Here is a 14899-nt window from a genome sequence, read left to right as displayed (position 1 = left end):
AGCGACGGCACCTCCGGAAATCTCCGTACGGCATGCCGGCACGCACCTCACTATCGCGACCACGGGAGCCCCCTTTGGCTATGCAGCCCACATCCACGACGACCAAGCACATCTTCGTCACCGGGGGTGTCGCCTCCTCCCTCGGCAAGGGTCTGACTGCCTCCAGCCTGGGTGCCCTGCTCAAGGCTCGTGGCCTGCGGGTCACCATGCAGAAGCTCGACCCCTACCTCAACGTCGACCCCGGCACGATGAACCCCTTCCAGCACGGTGAGGTGTTCGTCACCAACGACGGCGCCGAGACCGACCTGGACATCGGCCACTACGAGCGCTTCCTCGACGTCGACCTCGACGGCTCGGCCAACGTCACCACCGGCCAGGTCTACAACACCGTGATCGCCAAGGAGCGGCGCGGCGAGTACCTCGGCGACACCGTCCAGGTCATCCCGCACATCACCAACGAGATCAAGCACCGCATCCGCCGCATGGCCACCGACGACGTGGACGTCGTCATCACCGAGGTCGGCGGCACGGTCGGCGACATCGAGTCGCTGCCCTTCCTGGAGACGGTCCGCCAGGTCCGCCACGAGGTCGGCCGCGACAACGTCTTCGTCGTGCACATCTCGCTGCTGCCCTACATCGGCCCGTCCGGCGAGCTGAAGACCAAGCCCACCCAGCACTCCGTCGCCGCCCTGCGCAACATCGGCATCCAGCCGGACGCCATCGTGCTGCGCGCCGACCGCGACGTCCCGACCGCCATCAAGCGCAAGATCTCGCTGATGTGCGACGTCGACGAGACCGCCGTGGTGGCCTGCAAGGACGCCCGGTCGATCTACGACATCCCCAAGGTGCTGCACACCGAGGGCCTGGACGCCTACGTCGTCCGCAAGCTCGACCTGCCGTTCCGGGACGTCGACTGGACCACCTGGGACGACCTGCTGGACCGCGTCCACAACCCCGACCACGAGGTCACGGTCGCCCTGGTCGGCAAGTACATCGACCTGCCCGACGCCTACCTCTCGGTCACCGAGGCCATCCGCGCGGGCGGCTTCGCGAACAAGGCCCGCGTCAAGGTCAAGTGGGTCGCCTCCGACGACTGCAAGACGCCGGCCGGTGCGCAGCGGCAGCTCGGTGACGTCGACGCCGTCTGCATCCCCGGCGGCTTCGGCGAGCGCGGTGTGGTCGGGAAGGTCGGCGCCATCCAGTACGCCCGCGAGAACAAGGTGCCGCTGCTCGGCCTCTGCCTCGGCCTGCAGTGCATCGTGATCGAGGCCGCGCGGAACCTCGCGGGGATCACCGACGCCAACTCCACCGAGTTCGACGCCGCCACCGGCCACCCCGTCATCTCGACGATGGAGGAGCAGCTGGCCTACGTCGAGGGCGCGGGCGACCTCGGCGGCACCATGCGGCTCGGCATGTACCCGGCGAAGCTCGCCGAGGGCTCCCTCGTCCGCGAGGCCTACGCCGGCGAGCCGTACGTCGAGGAGCGCCACCGCCACCGCTACGAGGTCAACAACGGCTACCGCGCGGAGCTCGAGAAGAAGGCCGGACTGGTCTTCTCCGGCACCTCCCCGGACAACAAGCTCGTCGAGTACGTCGAGTACCCGCGTGAGGTCCACCCCTACCTGGTCGCCACCCAGGCGCACCCGGAGCTGCGTTCCCGCCCGACCCGCCCCCACCCGCTCTTCGCCGGCCTGGTGAAGGCCGCCGTGGAGCGCAAGGTCGCGGCACACGGGACGGGCGCCGACGCGTAAGAGCGATACGGTTGACCGGGGTACGGATCCTTCACGGGATGCGTGCCCCGGTTTCTGTTTGTTCGTGGGAGGACGTACATGGGTTTCCAGGACACGCCCGAGGAGTGGCAGGTCACCGCGACGGTGACCCCCTTCACCGGTAACAAGACCAGCGTCCGCACCGACGACGTGGTGATGCCCGACGGCAGCGTCCACGGCCGGGACTACCAGGTCCACCCCGGTTCCGTGGCCGTGCTCGCGCTCGACGCGGACGGCCGGGTCCTCGTCCTGCGGCAGTACCGGCACCCGGTGCGCCACAAGCTGTGGGAGATCCCGGCGGGACTGCTCGACGTCCCCGGCGAGAACCCGCTGCACGCGGCGCAGCGCGAGCTCTACGAGGAGGCCCACGTCAAGGCCGAGGACTGGCGGGTGCTGACCGACGTCTACACCACGCCCGGTGGCTGCGACGAGGCCGTGCGCATCTTCCTCGCCCGGGACCTCTCCGAGGCCGAGGGCGCGCGCTTCGAGGTCTCCGAGGAGGAGGCCGACATGGAGCAGGCACGGGTGCCCCTCCAGGAGCTCGTACGGGGTGTGCTCGCCGGTGACCTGCACAACAACTGCCTGGTCGTGGGCGTCCTGTCGCTCACCGCGGTGCTCGCGGGAGACGGCGTGGACTCGCTCCGCCCGGCCGAGGCGCCCTGGCCGGCCCGCCCGTTCGAGGCCTGACCCGGCCCGTCCGCCCTCGCCGCCTGCCCACCCCGGCCCGCCGTTCGGCGGCCCGGGTGGGACGGGCGGCAGCCGCACGGCCGGTCCGCGGTCGCCCGCAGCGGCCGGTCCGTCGCCGTCGGCCGGTCCGTCCCCGGTCGGCCGGTCCGTCCCCGTCTCGCGGTCGGGTGGTCCGACGTAGGGCCGACAGAAGGCTGATCGTACGAAAGGTTGATCCGATCGAGGGACGTGTCCGCCGCGCTCGGCCGTGATCGTCCGCACCACTGAACTACGCTCGAAAGGCCCCGACCGGAGTTCCGGCGGGCAACCGCGTGCAGCGAAGTGGAGCGTGGCCCGTGACCGATCAGGCGGTGGACACCAGCGGCCCGGCCGAAGCGGCGGGGACGGCGGGAGCCAAGGAGCCGCCGGATGTGACACTGCCTCAGTTCTTCGGCCGTGAACGCGAGTTGAGAGCCCTTCAGGAGGACATCGAGCGCGCGGGCCTGGACACCCTGGCCGGCCGCAAAGCGGCCCGTGCCCGGGTCCTGCTGATCGCCGGCCGGCCCGGATCCGGACGCACGGCTCTCGCCTCCGAACTCGCCCGAAGGCTCGCGGAACCGGGTGACTACCCCGACGGGGTGTTCCGGATCTCCCTCACCGAACCGGAAGGTGAACGCGTCCCGCCGGAGCGCACCGCGCGCGCACTTCTGGACCTGCTCCACGTCAAGGCTCCGCCCGGAGCCGACGAGGACGAACTCTCCGAGATGGTCCGCGAGGCGTTCGCCGGACGACGCGCGCTGATCCTGCTCGACGACGCGGTGGACGCCCAGCAGGTCGATCCCCTGCTGCCGGACAACCCGGACTGCCTGGTCGTCGCCACCGCGACCGGCCCGCTCACCGGAATCCCCGGCGTCCGCCCGTGCACCATCGGCGGACTGGACACGGGATCCGCCGTGCAGCTGCTAGCCCGCGCCATCGGCCAGGTCCGCGTCACGGTCGACCCGCGGACCGCCGAGACGCTCGCGGAGGAGTGCGGGGGGCAGCCCGCCGCACTCACCCTGGTGGCGGGCTGGCTCGCAGCCCGGCCCGGCGCGTCGGTCGCCGACGTGGCCAAGCAACTGCGCGACCGGCAGGACGACCCTGAACAGCCCGCCGCCGCACGGCCGTTGGCCCGCGTCTTCCGGCTGGTCCACGAGTCGCTGCCACCGGCCGCCGCCCGGATACTGCGGCTGCTCGCACTCGCGCCCGCCGGGCTCGCCGACGCCCACACCGCATCCGCGCTGGCCGGATGCTCGGTGTCGGCCGCCCGGACGACCCTGGACGACTTCGTCCGGTTCGGACTGCTCAGGACGAACGGCGCCAGGGTGCCGCAGTACGAGGTGCCCGGATGTCTGGCACCGCTGGTGCGCGCCGTGCTGGAGGAGCAGGAGCGGCCCGCCGAGATCCAGCTGGCCCGGGCCAGGATGCTGGAGCGGACCGTGCGCCGGCTCCAGGCCTGCCGTGCCGTCACCGATCCGGAGGACTCCCCGGCCCGCCGCCGGCTCGCCGGGCTGCCGCGCTCGCTGCGCTTCCCCGATCCGGGGTCCGCCGCCGAGTGGCTGCGGATCCGTGAGCCGGCGCTGCTGGCCTCCGCCCGAGCGGCGGTGAGCGACGGGGGACTGGACACCCTCGCCCGCCGGCTGGTCGCCGCGCTGGTCCGCGCCCTCGCAGCGCACCGGGGCACCGAGGAGGCCGCGCCCGTGCTGTACGGGCTGCACGGCCTGGTCCTCGACGTGGCGGAGCGCCGCGACCTGCCCAGGGAGAAGGCCGCCGCCCTGCTCAACCTCGCCGACCTGGACGCCAGGACCGGCCGTACGCGAGAGGCGCTGGCCCGCTACCGGGCCGCGCTGGACGCGGGACGCGCGGCGAACGACCTCTACGCGACCGGCAGGGCCATGGAATCCGCAGGCGGCGCATACGCGGAACTGGGGGACTACAACCGGGCCTCCGACTGGTACGGCAGGGCTCTGGCGCAGCGGCTCTCGCAGGGGGAGCGGGCCGACGAGGCGAGGCTGTACGGGCGGCTCGGAGCGGTCCACACCTACGCCGGGCGCTACGGCGAGGCCCTGCGCAACTGGCGGGCGGCGGCCGCGGGCCACCGCAGGCTCGGGGACGTCCCGGCCCAGGCGCGGGCGCTCAGTGAGGCCGCGCGGGTGCAGGAGTACGCGGGCAGACCGCAGGAATCGCTCCACACCTGCCGGGAGGCGGTCGGACTGGCCGGCCGTGCGGGTGACGTGCGACTGCAGGCCGCGCTGGAGATCAGGCTGGCGGACACCCTGGACCGCCTCGGGGATCCGGCTGCGGCCCGGTTGCACCGTGCGGCGGCCGACAGACTGCTCGACGAGGACGGTCAGGCTGCTGAGCAAGGAGAGGTCGACCTACGAAATCCGTAGTGCTTCGATCAAAACTTAATGCTTTGTAAGGCTGGACAGCGAGAAGCCCTTCATTAATGATGGCTCTGCCGCACATCACTGCGGTGTCTCCCCTTATGCTTGGTTTCATACGGGTACCTCCCGCTGTGTCCGAGCGTTTCTCCGAGCCCAAGGACCGTGATCGACGTGAAGGTCGGCATCCCCCGCGAAGTCAAGAACAACGAGTTCCGGGTGGCGATCACCCCTGCCGGAGTGCATGAGCTCGTCCGCCACGGCCACCAGGTCCTCGTCGAGCAGCACGCCGGCGAGGGATCCTCCATCCCGGACGAGGAGTACATCGCCGCCGGCGCGCGCATCCTGCCCACCGCCGACGAGGTCTGGGCCGCCGCGGACCTGCTGCTGAAGGTCAAGGAGCCGGTCGCCGAGGAGTACCACCGCCTCCGCAAGGGCCAGACGCTCTTCACGTACCTGCACCTCGCAGCCTCCCGCGCGTGCACGGACGCCCTGCTCGAGTCGGGCACGACCGCCATCGCGTACGAGACCGTGGAGACCGCGAGCCGCGCACTGCCCCTGCTCGCCCCGATGTCGGAGGTCGCGGGCCGCCTCGCCCCGCAGGTCGGCGCGTACCACCTGATGCGTTCGGTCGGCGGACGCGGCGTGCTCCCCGGTGGTGTCCCCGGCACGGGGTCGGCCAGGGCCGTGGTCATCGGCGGCGGGGTCTCCGGCTGGAACGCCACGCAGATCGCCGTCGGGCTCGGCTTCCACGTCACGCTCCTCGACAAGGACATCAACAAGCTGCGTGAGGCCGACAAGGTCTTCGGCACGAAGGTGCGCACCGTCGTCTCCAACGCCCTCGAGCTCGAGAAGGCGGTCGTCGAGGCCGACCTCGTCGTGGGCGCGGTGCTGATCCCGGGCGCGAAGGCGCCGAAGCTGGTCACCAACGAGCTCGTCGCCAAGATGAAGCCCGGAAGTGTTCTTGTCGACATCGCGATCGACCAGGGAGGCTGCTTCGAGGACTCGCATCCGACCACGCACGCCGAGCCGACCTTCGCGGTCCACAACTCGGTCTTCTACTGCGTCGCCAACATGCCGGGTGCGGTGCCGAACACCTCGACCTACGCGCTCACCAACGCCACGCTGCCCTACATCCTGGAGCTCGCGAACCGTGGCTGGGCCGACGCCCTGCGCCGGGACGCCGCGCTGGCCAAGGGCCTCAACACCCATGACGGGCAGGTCGTTTACCGCGGGGTGGCCGAGGCGCACGGTCTCGACCACGTCGAACTGAGCACGCTTCTCGGCTGAGCGGGTCAACCCTCTCCGTCAACCTCACGCGTCCGGCCGGACCTTGCCCAGCAAGGTCCGGCCGGACGCGTGAGAGGCCCCGGCCCAACTCGCCGGAGACATGACCCTCTACCCTTTTTGCACCCCCGCGAAAGGTGCGCGCCGGGCGCTCCGCGCTCTTGACAGAGGGGTGTTCGATTGCCGACACATCGGGCCGGGTCCGGCGGATTGTGTTGCTGCGAACCGGTGACACGCCATAGAGTCGCCAATCGTCGGCATGGTGCCACGCTGACCTATCGATAAGTTTCCTGGTCACATCCAAGGAGGTAAGACGACTTGTGAATGAGTCGACAATTACTCCCGGGGGTGGTCAACCAGGGATGCCTGCACGGGGTCTGAGCCCGATCGGGCTCGAAGCTGTCGGCTCCGTCGCTGTCCGCACCTTCGCCACCCACCAGCACATGACGACAGCCCCCCAGATGATGGACGGCCTACACGTGAACGCCATGGCCGGCAACGAAAGTGGCCGAGAGACCTCCCACTTCGCCGACTTCGCCGAGGTGCCCGAGGGGCACTTCTACGACCCCGATGCCGAATACGAGCCCGATCCGGAGTACGCGGCCACGCTCGCGCCCGACGCCGCTCGCCAGCGCCGCGAGCGGATCGGCCCGACCGGCCGGCCGCTGCCGTACTTCCCGATTCCCGGTCCGCTGACCGATCACGGCCCCGCGAAGATCATCGCGATGTGCAACCAGAAGGGCGGCGTCGGCAAGACCACGTCGACCATCAACCTGGGCGCCGCACTCGCGGAGTACGGCCGGCGCGTCCTGCTCGTCGACTTCGATCCGCAGGGAGCCCTCTCCGTCGGCCTCGGGGTCAACCCGATGGAGCTCGACCTCACCGTCTACAACCTGCTCATGGAGCGGGGCATGGCGGCCGACGAGGTCCTGCTCAAGACGGCCGTGCCCAACATGGACCTGCTCCCCAGCAACATCGACCTCTCCGCCGCCGAAGTGCAACTGGTGAGCGAGGTCGCCCGGGAGTCGACGCTGCAGCGCGCCCTCAAGCCGCTGATGGCCGACTACGACTACATCGTGATCGACTGTCAGCCCTCGCTCGGCCTGCTCACCGTGAACGCACTGACGGCGGCTCACAAGGTGATAGTCCCGCTCGAGTGCGAGTTCTTCGCGCTTCGCGGTGTGGCGCTGCTCACCGAGACGATCGAGAAGGTTCAGGAGAGGCTCAACCCCGAGCTGGAGCTGGACGGCATCCTCGCCACCATGTACGACTCCCGCACGGTGCACAGCCGTGAGGTGCTCGCGCGCGTCGTCGAGGCCTTCGACGACCACGTCTACCACACCGTCATCGGGCGCACCGTGCGCTTCCCGGAGACGACGGTCGCCGGTGAACCCATCACCACGTACGCGTCGAACTCGGTCGGTGCCGCCGCCTATCGCCAGCTGGCCAGGGAGGTGCTCGCCCGGTGTCACGCCGAGTGAGTCTGCCGGGGGCCGACGAGCTGTTCCGTACCACCGGGGGCATGGGTCTTCAGGCCTCGTCCTCCGCCGAGCGGCGACGCAAGGCGAACGGCGAGGCGCGGGTGCCCGCACCTGCCGGAGGGGGTGATCCGGCTGCCGAGACCGGCCAGGGCGGAACCCCGGGCGGGGACACGTCCGCCGGGGCGTCCCGTGAGGAGCACTCCGCGGCGGAGGCCGACGGCACCGGCTCGCGCAGCCGCGCCGACGGGGAGGTCCGCGGCGCGGCCGCCCCGCCCCGGCCGCGTACCGCGCCCGCCCAGGAGGCGGCGCCCACCGTCCAGCCGCAGCGCGGACGCGGGGGCGGGCGGGGAGCGAACCGACGGCCCAGCGGCCGGGAACGCCACGACGAGAAGATCACGGTCTACGTGTCGGCCGAGGAGCTGATGGACCTCGAGCACGCGCGCCTCGTGCTGCGCGGTGAGCACGGGCTGGCCGTCGACCGCGGGCGCATCGTCCGGGAGGCGGTCGCCGTGGTGCTGGCCGACCTGGAGTCGCGCGGCGACGCGAGCATCCTCGTACGGAGACTGCGGGGCCGCTGAGCGGTGCCGCGCCGGTAGCCTGCCGGGGGAGGGCTGCCCCTGTGCGGGGGTGGCCCCGCCCGGGGCCCACCGCCCGCCTCCCGCCGCACCCCTGGACCCCAGTACATGCCGACTGCCGACGACCCGACCCGTCCCGCCCGCCGTGCCCTCGGCCGTGGGCCGGGGACGAGGCCTGCGGCTCCTGATCCCCTCACCACCCCTCCGGAGGCCCTGGAGGCTCCCGCGACCCCGTCCGGGGCTCCGGAGCCCCCGGCGGTCCTTCCGGGCGCCCCAGGGCCCGTCGAGGGCCCTCCTGCCGCGGATGTCCCGTCCGCGCAGGCGGCGGAGCCCCGCGGGGCCGGGCACGAGGCGGCCGGTGAGGGCGGGGACCGAGCCGTTCCCGGCCCGGAGCCCCAAGCCGTGCCCGGGGAGGCCGGGGAGGGCACCACCGAGGCCGCGGACGACCGGCGGTTCACCGTACGGCTGGTCAACTTCGAGGGCCCCTTCGATCTGCTCCTCGGGCTGATCTCCAGGCACAGGCTCGATGTGACCGAGGTCGCGCTGTCGAAGGTCACCGACGAGTTCATGGCCCACATCAGAGCCATGGGGCCGGACTGGGACCTGGACCAGACCACCGAGTTCCTCGTCGTCGCCGCGACCCTGCTCGACCTGAAGGCCGCCCGGCTGCTCCCCACCGCCGAGGTGGAGGACGAGGCGGACCTCGCCCTCCTCGAGGCGCGGGACCTGCTCTTCGCGCGGCTGCTGCAGTACCGCGCGTACAAGCGGATCGCGGAGATCTTCAGCGACCGGCTGGAGTCCGAGGCCCGCCGCCACCCCCGCACCGTGGGCCTCGAACCGCAGCACGCCGAGCTGCTGCCCGAGGTCGTGATCAGCATCGGCCCCGAGGGGTTCGCCCGCCTCGCGGTGAAGGCGATGCAGCCCAGGCCGAAGCCGCAGGTGTACGTCGACCACATCCACGCGCCGCTGGTCAGCGTGCGCGAACAGGCGGAGATCGTGGTCGCGCGGCTGCGGGCGGAGGGCGAGATCAGCTTCCGGGCGCTCACCGAGGACGCGGAGGACACCCTCACGGTCGTCGCCCGTTTCCTGGCGCTCCTGGAGCTCTACCGGGAGAAGGCGGTCGCGCTCGACCAGGAGGAGGCGCTCGGTGACCTCCTGGTGCGCTGGGCCGGCGGCGAGGGGGCCGGACCGGTGGTCACGGACGAGTTCGACCAAGAGGTGCGCGACGTACAGGAGGACGTACAGGCATGACCACGGACGACGACGGGCGCGAGTCCGCGGTGGCCGGGCTCGACCTCAGGCCCGCCCTGGAGGCGGTCCTCATGGTCGTCGACGAGCCCGCCACCGAGGAACACCTCGCCAAGGTCCTCCAGCGGCCCCGCAGGGCCGTCGCGGACGCCCTGCGGGAGCTGGCCGACGAGTACACCGTCCAGCGCCGCGGTTTCGAGCTGAGGCTCGTGGCGGGAGGCTGGCGCTTCTACACCCGTCCGGAGTACGCGGAGGCGGTCGAGGGCTTCGTCCTGGACGGCCAGCACGCCCGGCTCACCCAGGCGGCGCTGGAGACACTCGCGGTGGTCGCGTACCGCCAGCCGGTCAGCCGTTCGAGGGTCTCGGCGGTGCGCGGAGTGAACTGCGACGGCGTCATGCGGACCCTGCTCCAGAGGGGTCTCGTGGAGGAGGCGGGCGCGGAACCCGAAACAGGTGCGATCCTGTACAGGACGACGAACTACTTTCTGGAGCGCATGGGCCTGCGAGGCCTGGACGAGCTCCCGGAGCTCGCGCCCTTCCTCCCGGAGGCGGACGCGATCGAGGCTGAGACGCTAGAGGGTGTGCCGTCGTTCGATCCGGACGCACCGGACACCCCGGAAACTCACGCAGACGACAAGACGGACTTTTGATGCGAAGCAGTGGCAGGAACAGCGGCAGCAGCGGCAGCGGCGGCGGCAGGAACAGCAGCGGCGGCGGCGGCAGGAGCGGTGGCGCAGGCGGCAGGAACAACAGCGGCAGCGGCAGGAACAGCAACCCGAACCCCCGGGTCTCCGGATCCGGGCGCGAGGACAAGCAGGACGACAAGCGCCCCCGCCGGCCCCGTCCCGAGGAGCGCCGCTACGACGTGGGCTCCGACAAGCCGGGCGGCGACGGCGGCCCCCGCAAGGGCCGCGGCGCGGCGGCACGCGGAGGTGCCAAGGGCGGCCCGAAGCCCGCACAGAACGTGAGCAAGGGTGGACGACGGGTCGGCGCTCCGTCCCGCCCCCGCGAGCTCGACGCCAAGATCGAGCAGCGCAACCGTGACCGGTACGCGGACAAGCCCGAGATCAAGACCCCCAGGACCAACCCGGGGGCCGAGCAGGAGGGCGAGCGTCTGCAGAAGATCCTCGCCCGCGCCGGGATGGGCTCGCGCCGGGCGTGCGAGGAGCTGATCGAGCAGGCCCGCGTCGAGGTCAACGGCGAGATCGTCCTCGAACAGGGCAAGCGCGTCGACCCGCAGAAGGACGAGATCAAGGTCGACGGCCTGACCGTCGCGACCCAGTCGTACCTCTTCTTCGCGCTGAACAAGCCCGCCGGCGTGGTCTCCACCATGGGCGACCCGGACGGCCGCCAGAACCTCGGTGACTACGTCAACAACCGCGAGACGCGGCTGTTCCACGTCGGGCGGCTCGACACCGAGACCGAGGGCATCATCCTCCTCACCAACCACGGGGAGCTGGCCCACCGCCTGACGCACCCCCGGTACGGCGTGAAGAAGACCTACCTCGCCGCCATCCAGGGCCCGCTCCCGCGTGACCTCGGCAAGCGGCTCAAGGACGGCATCCAGCTGGAGGACGGGTACGCGCGCGCCGACCACTTCAGGGTCGTCGAGAACACCGGCAAGAACTACCTGGTCGAGGTCACCCTCCACGAGGGCCGCAAGCACATCGTCCGCCGCATGCTGGCCGAGGCCGGCTTCCCGGTCGACCGCCTCGTGCGGACGTCCTTCGGACCGATCCCGCTGGGTGACCAGAAGTCGGGCTGGCTGCGCCGCCTGACCAACACCGAGGTGGGCATGCTGATGCGCGAGGTCGGCCTGTAGCGCACCGGGGCACTGCGCCCGACCCCGAACGGCCCGCGGCCGGTTCCTCGTTCACTTCTTCGAACAGGAACCGGCCGCGGGCCTTTCGCGTCCGCCGTTTCTTCTTTATAGTCAGAGTGACCATTAAGAAGGAGGCGGCGTGACGCTCGCGGACGTACTGCATCCCCTGCAGCAGCCACTGGTGACGGTCCTGGACACCCCGGTCAGCTGGACCGAGGTCCTCGGCTTCGGCAGCGGTGCGCTGTGCGTCTGGCTCGTGGCCCGCCAGCACCTCGCCAACTGGCCGATAGGCATCGCCAACAACCTGTTCTTCATCCTGCTGTTCGCCCAGTCCGGTCTGTACGCCGACGCCGGCCTGCAGATCGTCTTCATCTCCCTCGCCGCGTACGGCTGGTGGACCTGGACCCACGGGGGTGGACCGGGTACATCCGTCCTGCCGGTGCGGAGCACCACCCGCACCGAATGGACCTGGCTGCTCGCGGCGGGGGCCGCGGGGACCCTCGGTCTCACCCTGCTGCTCTCCCGCGCCACGGATTCGACCGTGCCGTTCTGGGACGCCCTGACCACCTCGCTGTCGTTGATGGCGACGTACGGGCAGTGCCGCAAGCGCGTCGAGTCATGGTGGCTGTGGATCGCCGCCGACGTGGTCTACATCCCGCTGTACGCGTACAAGGAGCTCTACCTGACCTCCCTTCTGTACGCCGGTTTCCTGACGCTCTGCGTCGTCGGGCTGCGCAACTGGAGCCGGGACCTCGCCCCGGTCCGGCGCCAGAACGCGGTGGCGCCCGTATGAAGCGTCACGGCCACGGTCTGGTGCTCGGCAAGTTCTATCCGCCGCACGCCGGCCACCACCACCTCGTCCGCACCGCCAGGGACCGCTGCGAGAAGCTCACCGTCCTGGTCTGCGCCGCCTCCGTCGAGTCCGTCCCGCTCGCCGACCGGGTCGCCTGGATGCGGGAGGCGCATCCCGACGTCAGGGTGGTGGGGGCCGTCGACGACATTCCCGTGGACCTCACCGACGCGGCCGTCTGGGAGGCCCACATGGCCGTGTTCACCGCTGCCGTGCCCGGACGGGTCGACGCCGTCTTCACCTCGGAGGAGTACGGCGAGGAGCTGGCACGCCGCTTCGGCGCCGAATCCGTTCTCGTCGACCCCGGCCGTACCCTCTTCCCCGTCTCCGGCACCGCGGTCCGCGCCGACCCCGCCGGGTGCTGGGACTATCTGGAGCCGCCCGTACGGGCCGCGCTGGCACGCCGGGTCGTCGTCCTGGGCGCCGAGTCCACCGGCACCACGACCCTGGCCCGCGCCCTGGCCGACCACTACCGGGGGCGCGGCGGCATCTGGGCACGGACGCGGTACGTCGCCGAGTACGGCAGGGAGTTCAGCGAGGCGAAACTCGCCGCCCTGCGCAGCCGGTGGCCGGGAGCCCAGTGGGAGGACGTCACCTTCACCACCGACGACTTCCCCCTCATCGCCGAGACCCAGAACGCCAGGGAGGAAGCCGCCGCGCGGGTGGGGTCCCCGGTCCTCTTCTGCGACACCGACTCCTTCGCCACCACCGTCTGGCACGAGCGCTACATCGGCGGCCGCAACCCGCTCGTCGAGCAGACCGCCGACCGGGCCGTCCACCACCTCTGGCTGCTCACCGACCACGACGGTGTCGCCTTCGAGGACGACGGACTGCGCGACGGCGAGGAGCTGCGGCCCTGGATGACCGACCGCTTCCGTGCCGAACTCACCCGTACAGGACGGAAGTTCATCGAGGTCACCGGATCCCGCGGCGAGCGCCTCGACACGGCGGTCGCCGCGGTGGACGCGCTCCTCGCCGCCGGCTGGAACTTCACCGCCCCCCTGCCGGAGAAACGATGAGCAGCGCCCCCGAGGGGTACGACCCCCACGCCTTCTTCCCCTTCGCCGTCACCGTCGATCTCGCCGTCTTCACGGTCCGCGAAGCCCGGCTGCACGTGCTGCTCGTGGAACGCGGCGAGGCCCCCTACAAGGGGCGGTGGGCGCTGCCCGGCGGCTTCGTCCTGCCCCGGGAATCAGCCGAGGCGGCGGCCCGCCGCGAGCTCGCCGAGGAGACCGGCCTCACCCAGAAATCCGTGTGCGGCTTCCACCTGGAGCAGTTGCGCACCTACAGCGACCCGGACCGCGACCCCAGGATGCGGGTCGTCTCCGTCGCGTACGCCGCGCTCGTGCCCGATCTCCCCGAGCCACGGGGCGGCGGGGACGCGGCTCACGCGCAGTGGTGGGACGCGGGCGCCACCGGGCCGCTCGCCTTCGACCACGACCGCATCCTGGCCGACGCGCACGACCGGATCGGTGCGAGGCTCGAGTACTCCTGCCTGGCCACCGCGTTCTGTCCCGCCGAGTTCACCCTCGGAGAGCTCCAGCAGGTCTACGAGACCGTCTGGGGCGTCGAGCTCGACCGGCCCAACTTCCGGCGCAAGGTCCTCACCACGCCCGGCTTCGTCAAGGCCGTGGACGGACCGCCGCGCCGCACCGGCGGACGGGGAAAACCGGCCGCCCTCTACCGGGCGGGTGCCGCTACCGCCCTGCACCCGCCATTGCTGCGCCCGGAAGGACGCCCTGAAGGACGGACATCATGATCCCGACACGGATTCTCACCAAGCAGGCGGCCACGGGCGCGCTGACCGGGCTCGCGCTCGGCGACGCGCTGGGCTTCCCCACCGAGTTCAACGACGTCCCCTCGATCCTCGCCAAGTGCGGGCCCTGGCGCGGTATGCGACTGCCGAAGCCCGCGTTCGTCACCGACGACACCCAGATGACGCTCGCACTGGGCCAGGGCATCCGTACCGCCATGGACCGGGGCCTGCTCACCCCGGAGCGCCTGGTGGGGCCGGTCCGGGAGGAGTTCGTCCGCTGGTACCGCTCCCCGGACAACAACCGTGCGCCGGGCCGCACCTGCATGACCGCCTGCCGCATGCTCGAGGAGGAGAGGCCCTGGCAGGAGGCCAGCCAGACCGGCTCCAAGGGCTGCGGCGCCAACATGCGGGTCGCACCCGTCGGTCTCGTACCGGGCCTCAGCGAGGAGCAGCGCTCCGGTGCCGCCCAGCTCCAGGCCGCGCTGACGCACGGCCACCCCACGGCGCTGGCCGCCTCCGACCTGATGGCCCGCGCGGTCTTCCTGCTGGCCCAGGGGGCCGAACCCATGGGGTTGGTGGGCCAGTTGCGGAGCTACGCCTACGAGAACGCCGGCCGCTACCCGGCACGTTGGCTCGGCGACCTCTGGCGGTACGCGGGCGACGCCTCACCCGAGGCGTACATCCGGCGCGGCTGGGACGAGTGCCTCACGGCGCTCGCCCGGGTCCAGGACGCCCTGCGGGCCCCGTCGCCCGAGACGGACCCGTGCGAGCGGACCGGCGACGGCTGGGTCGCCGAGGAGGCCCTCGCCACGGCCCTGCACTGCTTCCTGCTCTTCCCCGAGGAACCGGTCACCGCCTTGCGCCGCGCCGCCTGCACACGGGGCGACTCCGACTCCCTCGGATGCCTCACGGGCGCGCTCGCGGGAGCACACCTGGGGGCGGAGGCCTGGCCCAAGGAGTGGTCGGAACGCATCGAGTACCGCAGCGACCTGCTGTCGCTGGCAGCGCTCTGGGACGCGTGA

At 71.5% G+C, this 14899-nt stretch carries 13 protein-coding genes; all 13 read left to right on the top strand.

What is annotated here, in order from left to right; genetic code table 11:
- Positions 1 to 80 precede the first annotated feature (80 nt).
- The 13 genes from OO67_RS32760 (at position 81) to OO67_RS32700 (ending at position 14899) form a co-directional block, all read left to right on the top strand.
- Positions 81 to 1751, top strand: coding sequence for a CTP synthase (locus tag OO67_RS32760; RefSeq protein WP_033305455.1), 1671 nt, complete (start codon positions 81 to 83; stop codon positions 1749 to 1751).
- A 78-nt stretch (positions 1752 to 1829) separates the two neighbouring features.
- Positions 1830 to 2456, top strand: coding sequence for an NUDIX domain-containing protein (locus OO67_RS32755; protein ID WP_033305454.1), 627 nt, complete (start codon positions 1830 to 1832; stop codon positions 2454 to 2456).
- 335 nt (positions 2457 to 2791) lie between these two features.
- Complete coding sequence (locus tag OO67_RS32750) at positions 2792 to 4867, top strand: tetratricopeptide repeat protein (protein ID WP_033305453.1); 2076 nt, start codon at positions 2792 to 2794, stop codon at positions 4865 to 4867.
- 165 nt (positions 4868 to 5032) lie between these two features.
- Positions 5033 to 6148 (top strand): alanine dehydrogenase, encoded by a 1116-nt coding sequence (gene ald / locus OO67_RS32745; protein WP_033305472.1) that lies wholly within the window; start codon positions 5033 to 5035, stop codon positions 6146 to 6148.
- Positions 6149 to 6507: 359 nt separating this feature from the next.
- Positions 6508 to 7626, top strand: a complete 1119-nt coding sequence (locus OO67_RS32740; protein ID WP_033305452.1) for a ParA family protein — start codon at positions 6508 to 6510, stop codon at positions 7624 to 7626.
- Complete coding sequence (locus tag OO67_RS32735; protein WP_033305451.1) at positions 7623 to 8204, top strand: hypothetical protein; 582 nt, start codon at positions 7623 to 7625, stop codon at positions 8202 to 8204. Before OO67_RS32740 ends, OO67_RS32735 begins: the two co-directional genes overlap by 4 nt.
- A gap of 105 nt (positions 8205 to 8309) precedes the next feature.
- Positions 8310 to 9452 (top strand): segregation and condensation protein A, encoded by a 1143-nt coding sequence (locus OO67_RS32730; RefSeq protein ID WP_033305450.1) that lies wholly within the window; start codon positions 8310 to 8312, stop codon positions 9450 to 9452.
- Positions 9449 to 10099, top strand: coding sequence for an SMC-Scp complex subunit ScpB (scpB, locus tag OO67_RS32725; RefSeq protein WP_033305449.1), 651 nt, complete (start codon positions 9449 to 9451; stop codon positions 10097 to 10099). The genes OO67_RS32730 and scpB overlap by 4 nt, the downstream gene beginning before the upstream one ends.
- Positions 10099 to 11271 (top strand): pseudouridine synthase, encoded by a 1173-nt coding sequence (locus OO67_RS32720; RefSeq protein ID WP_033305448.1) that lies wholly within the window; start codon positions 10099 to 10101, stop codon positions 11269 to 11271. Before scpB ends, OO67_RS32720 begins: the two co-directional genes overlap by 1 nt.
- Positions 11272 to 11410: 139 nt before the next feature.
- Complete coding sequence (gene pnuC / locus OO67_RS32715; RefSeq protein WP_033305447.1) at positions 11411 to 12064, top strand: nicotinamide riboside transporter PnuC; 654 nt, start codon at positions 11411 to 11413, stop codon at positions 12062 to 12064.
- On the top strand, positions 12061 to 13140 hold the full coding sequence (locus OO67_RS32710; RefSeq protein ID WP_033305446.1) for an AAA family ATPase: 1080 nt from the start codon (positions 12061 to 12063) through the stop codon (positions 13138 to 13140). Before pnuC ends, OO67_RS32710 begins: the two co-directional genes overlap by 4 nt.
- Complete coding sequence (locus OO67_RS32705; RefSeq protein ID WP_033305445.1) at positions 13137 to 13880, top strand: NUDIX hydrolase; 744 nt, start codon at positions 13137 to 13139, stop codon at positions 13878 to 13880. The genes OO67_RS32710 and OO67_RS32705 overlap by 4 nt, the downstream gene beginning before the upstream one ends.
- The gene (locus OO67_RS32700) at positions 13877 to 14899 is read left to right on the top strand and encodes an ADP-ribosylglycohydrolase family protein (RefSeq protein ID WP_033305444.1); all 1023 of its coding nucleotides are present in this window, start codon (positions 13877 to 13879) and stop codon (positions 14897 to 14899) included. Before OO67_RS32705 ends, OO67_RS32700 begins: the two co-directional genes overlap by 4 nt.

Source organism: Streptomyces atroolivaceus (genome assembly GCF_000717025.1).
In the GTDB taxonomy this organism is placed as follows: Bacteria; Actinomycetota; Actinomycetes; order Streptomycetales; family Streptomycetaceae; genus Streptomyces; species Streptomyces atroolivaceus.
The sequence above is the reverse complement of the archived record's forward strand: the minus strand, read 5'-3'. Positions and strand labels throughout refer to the sequence as shown.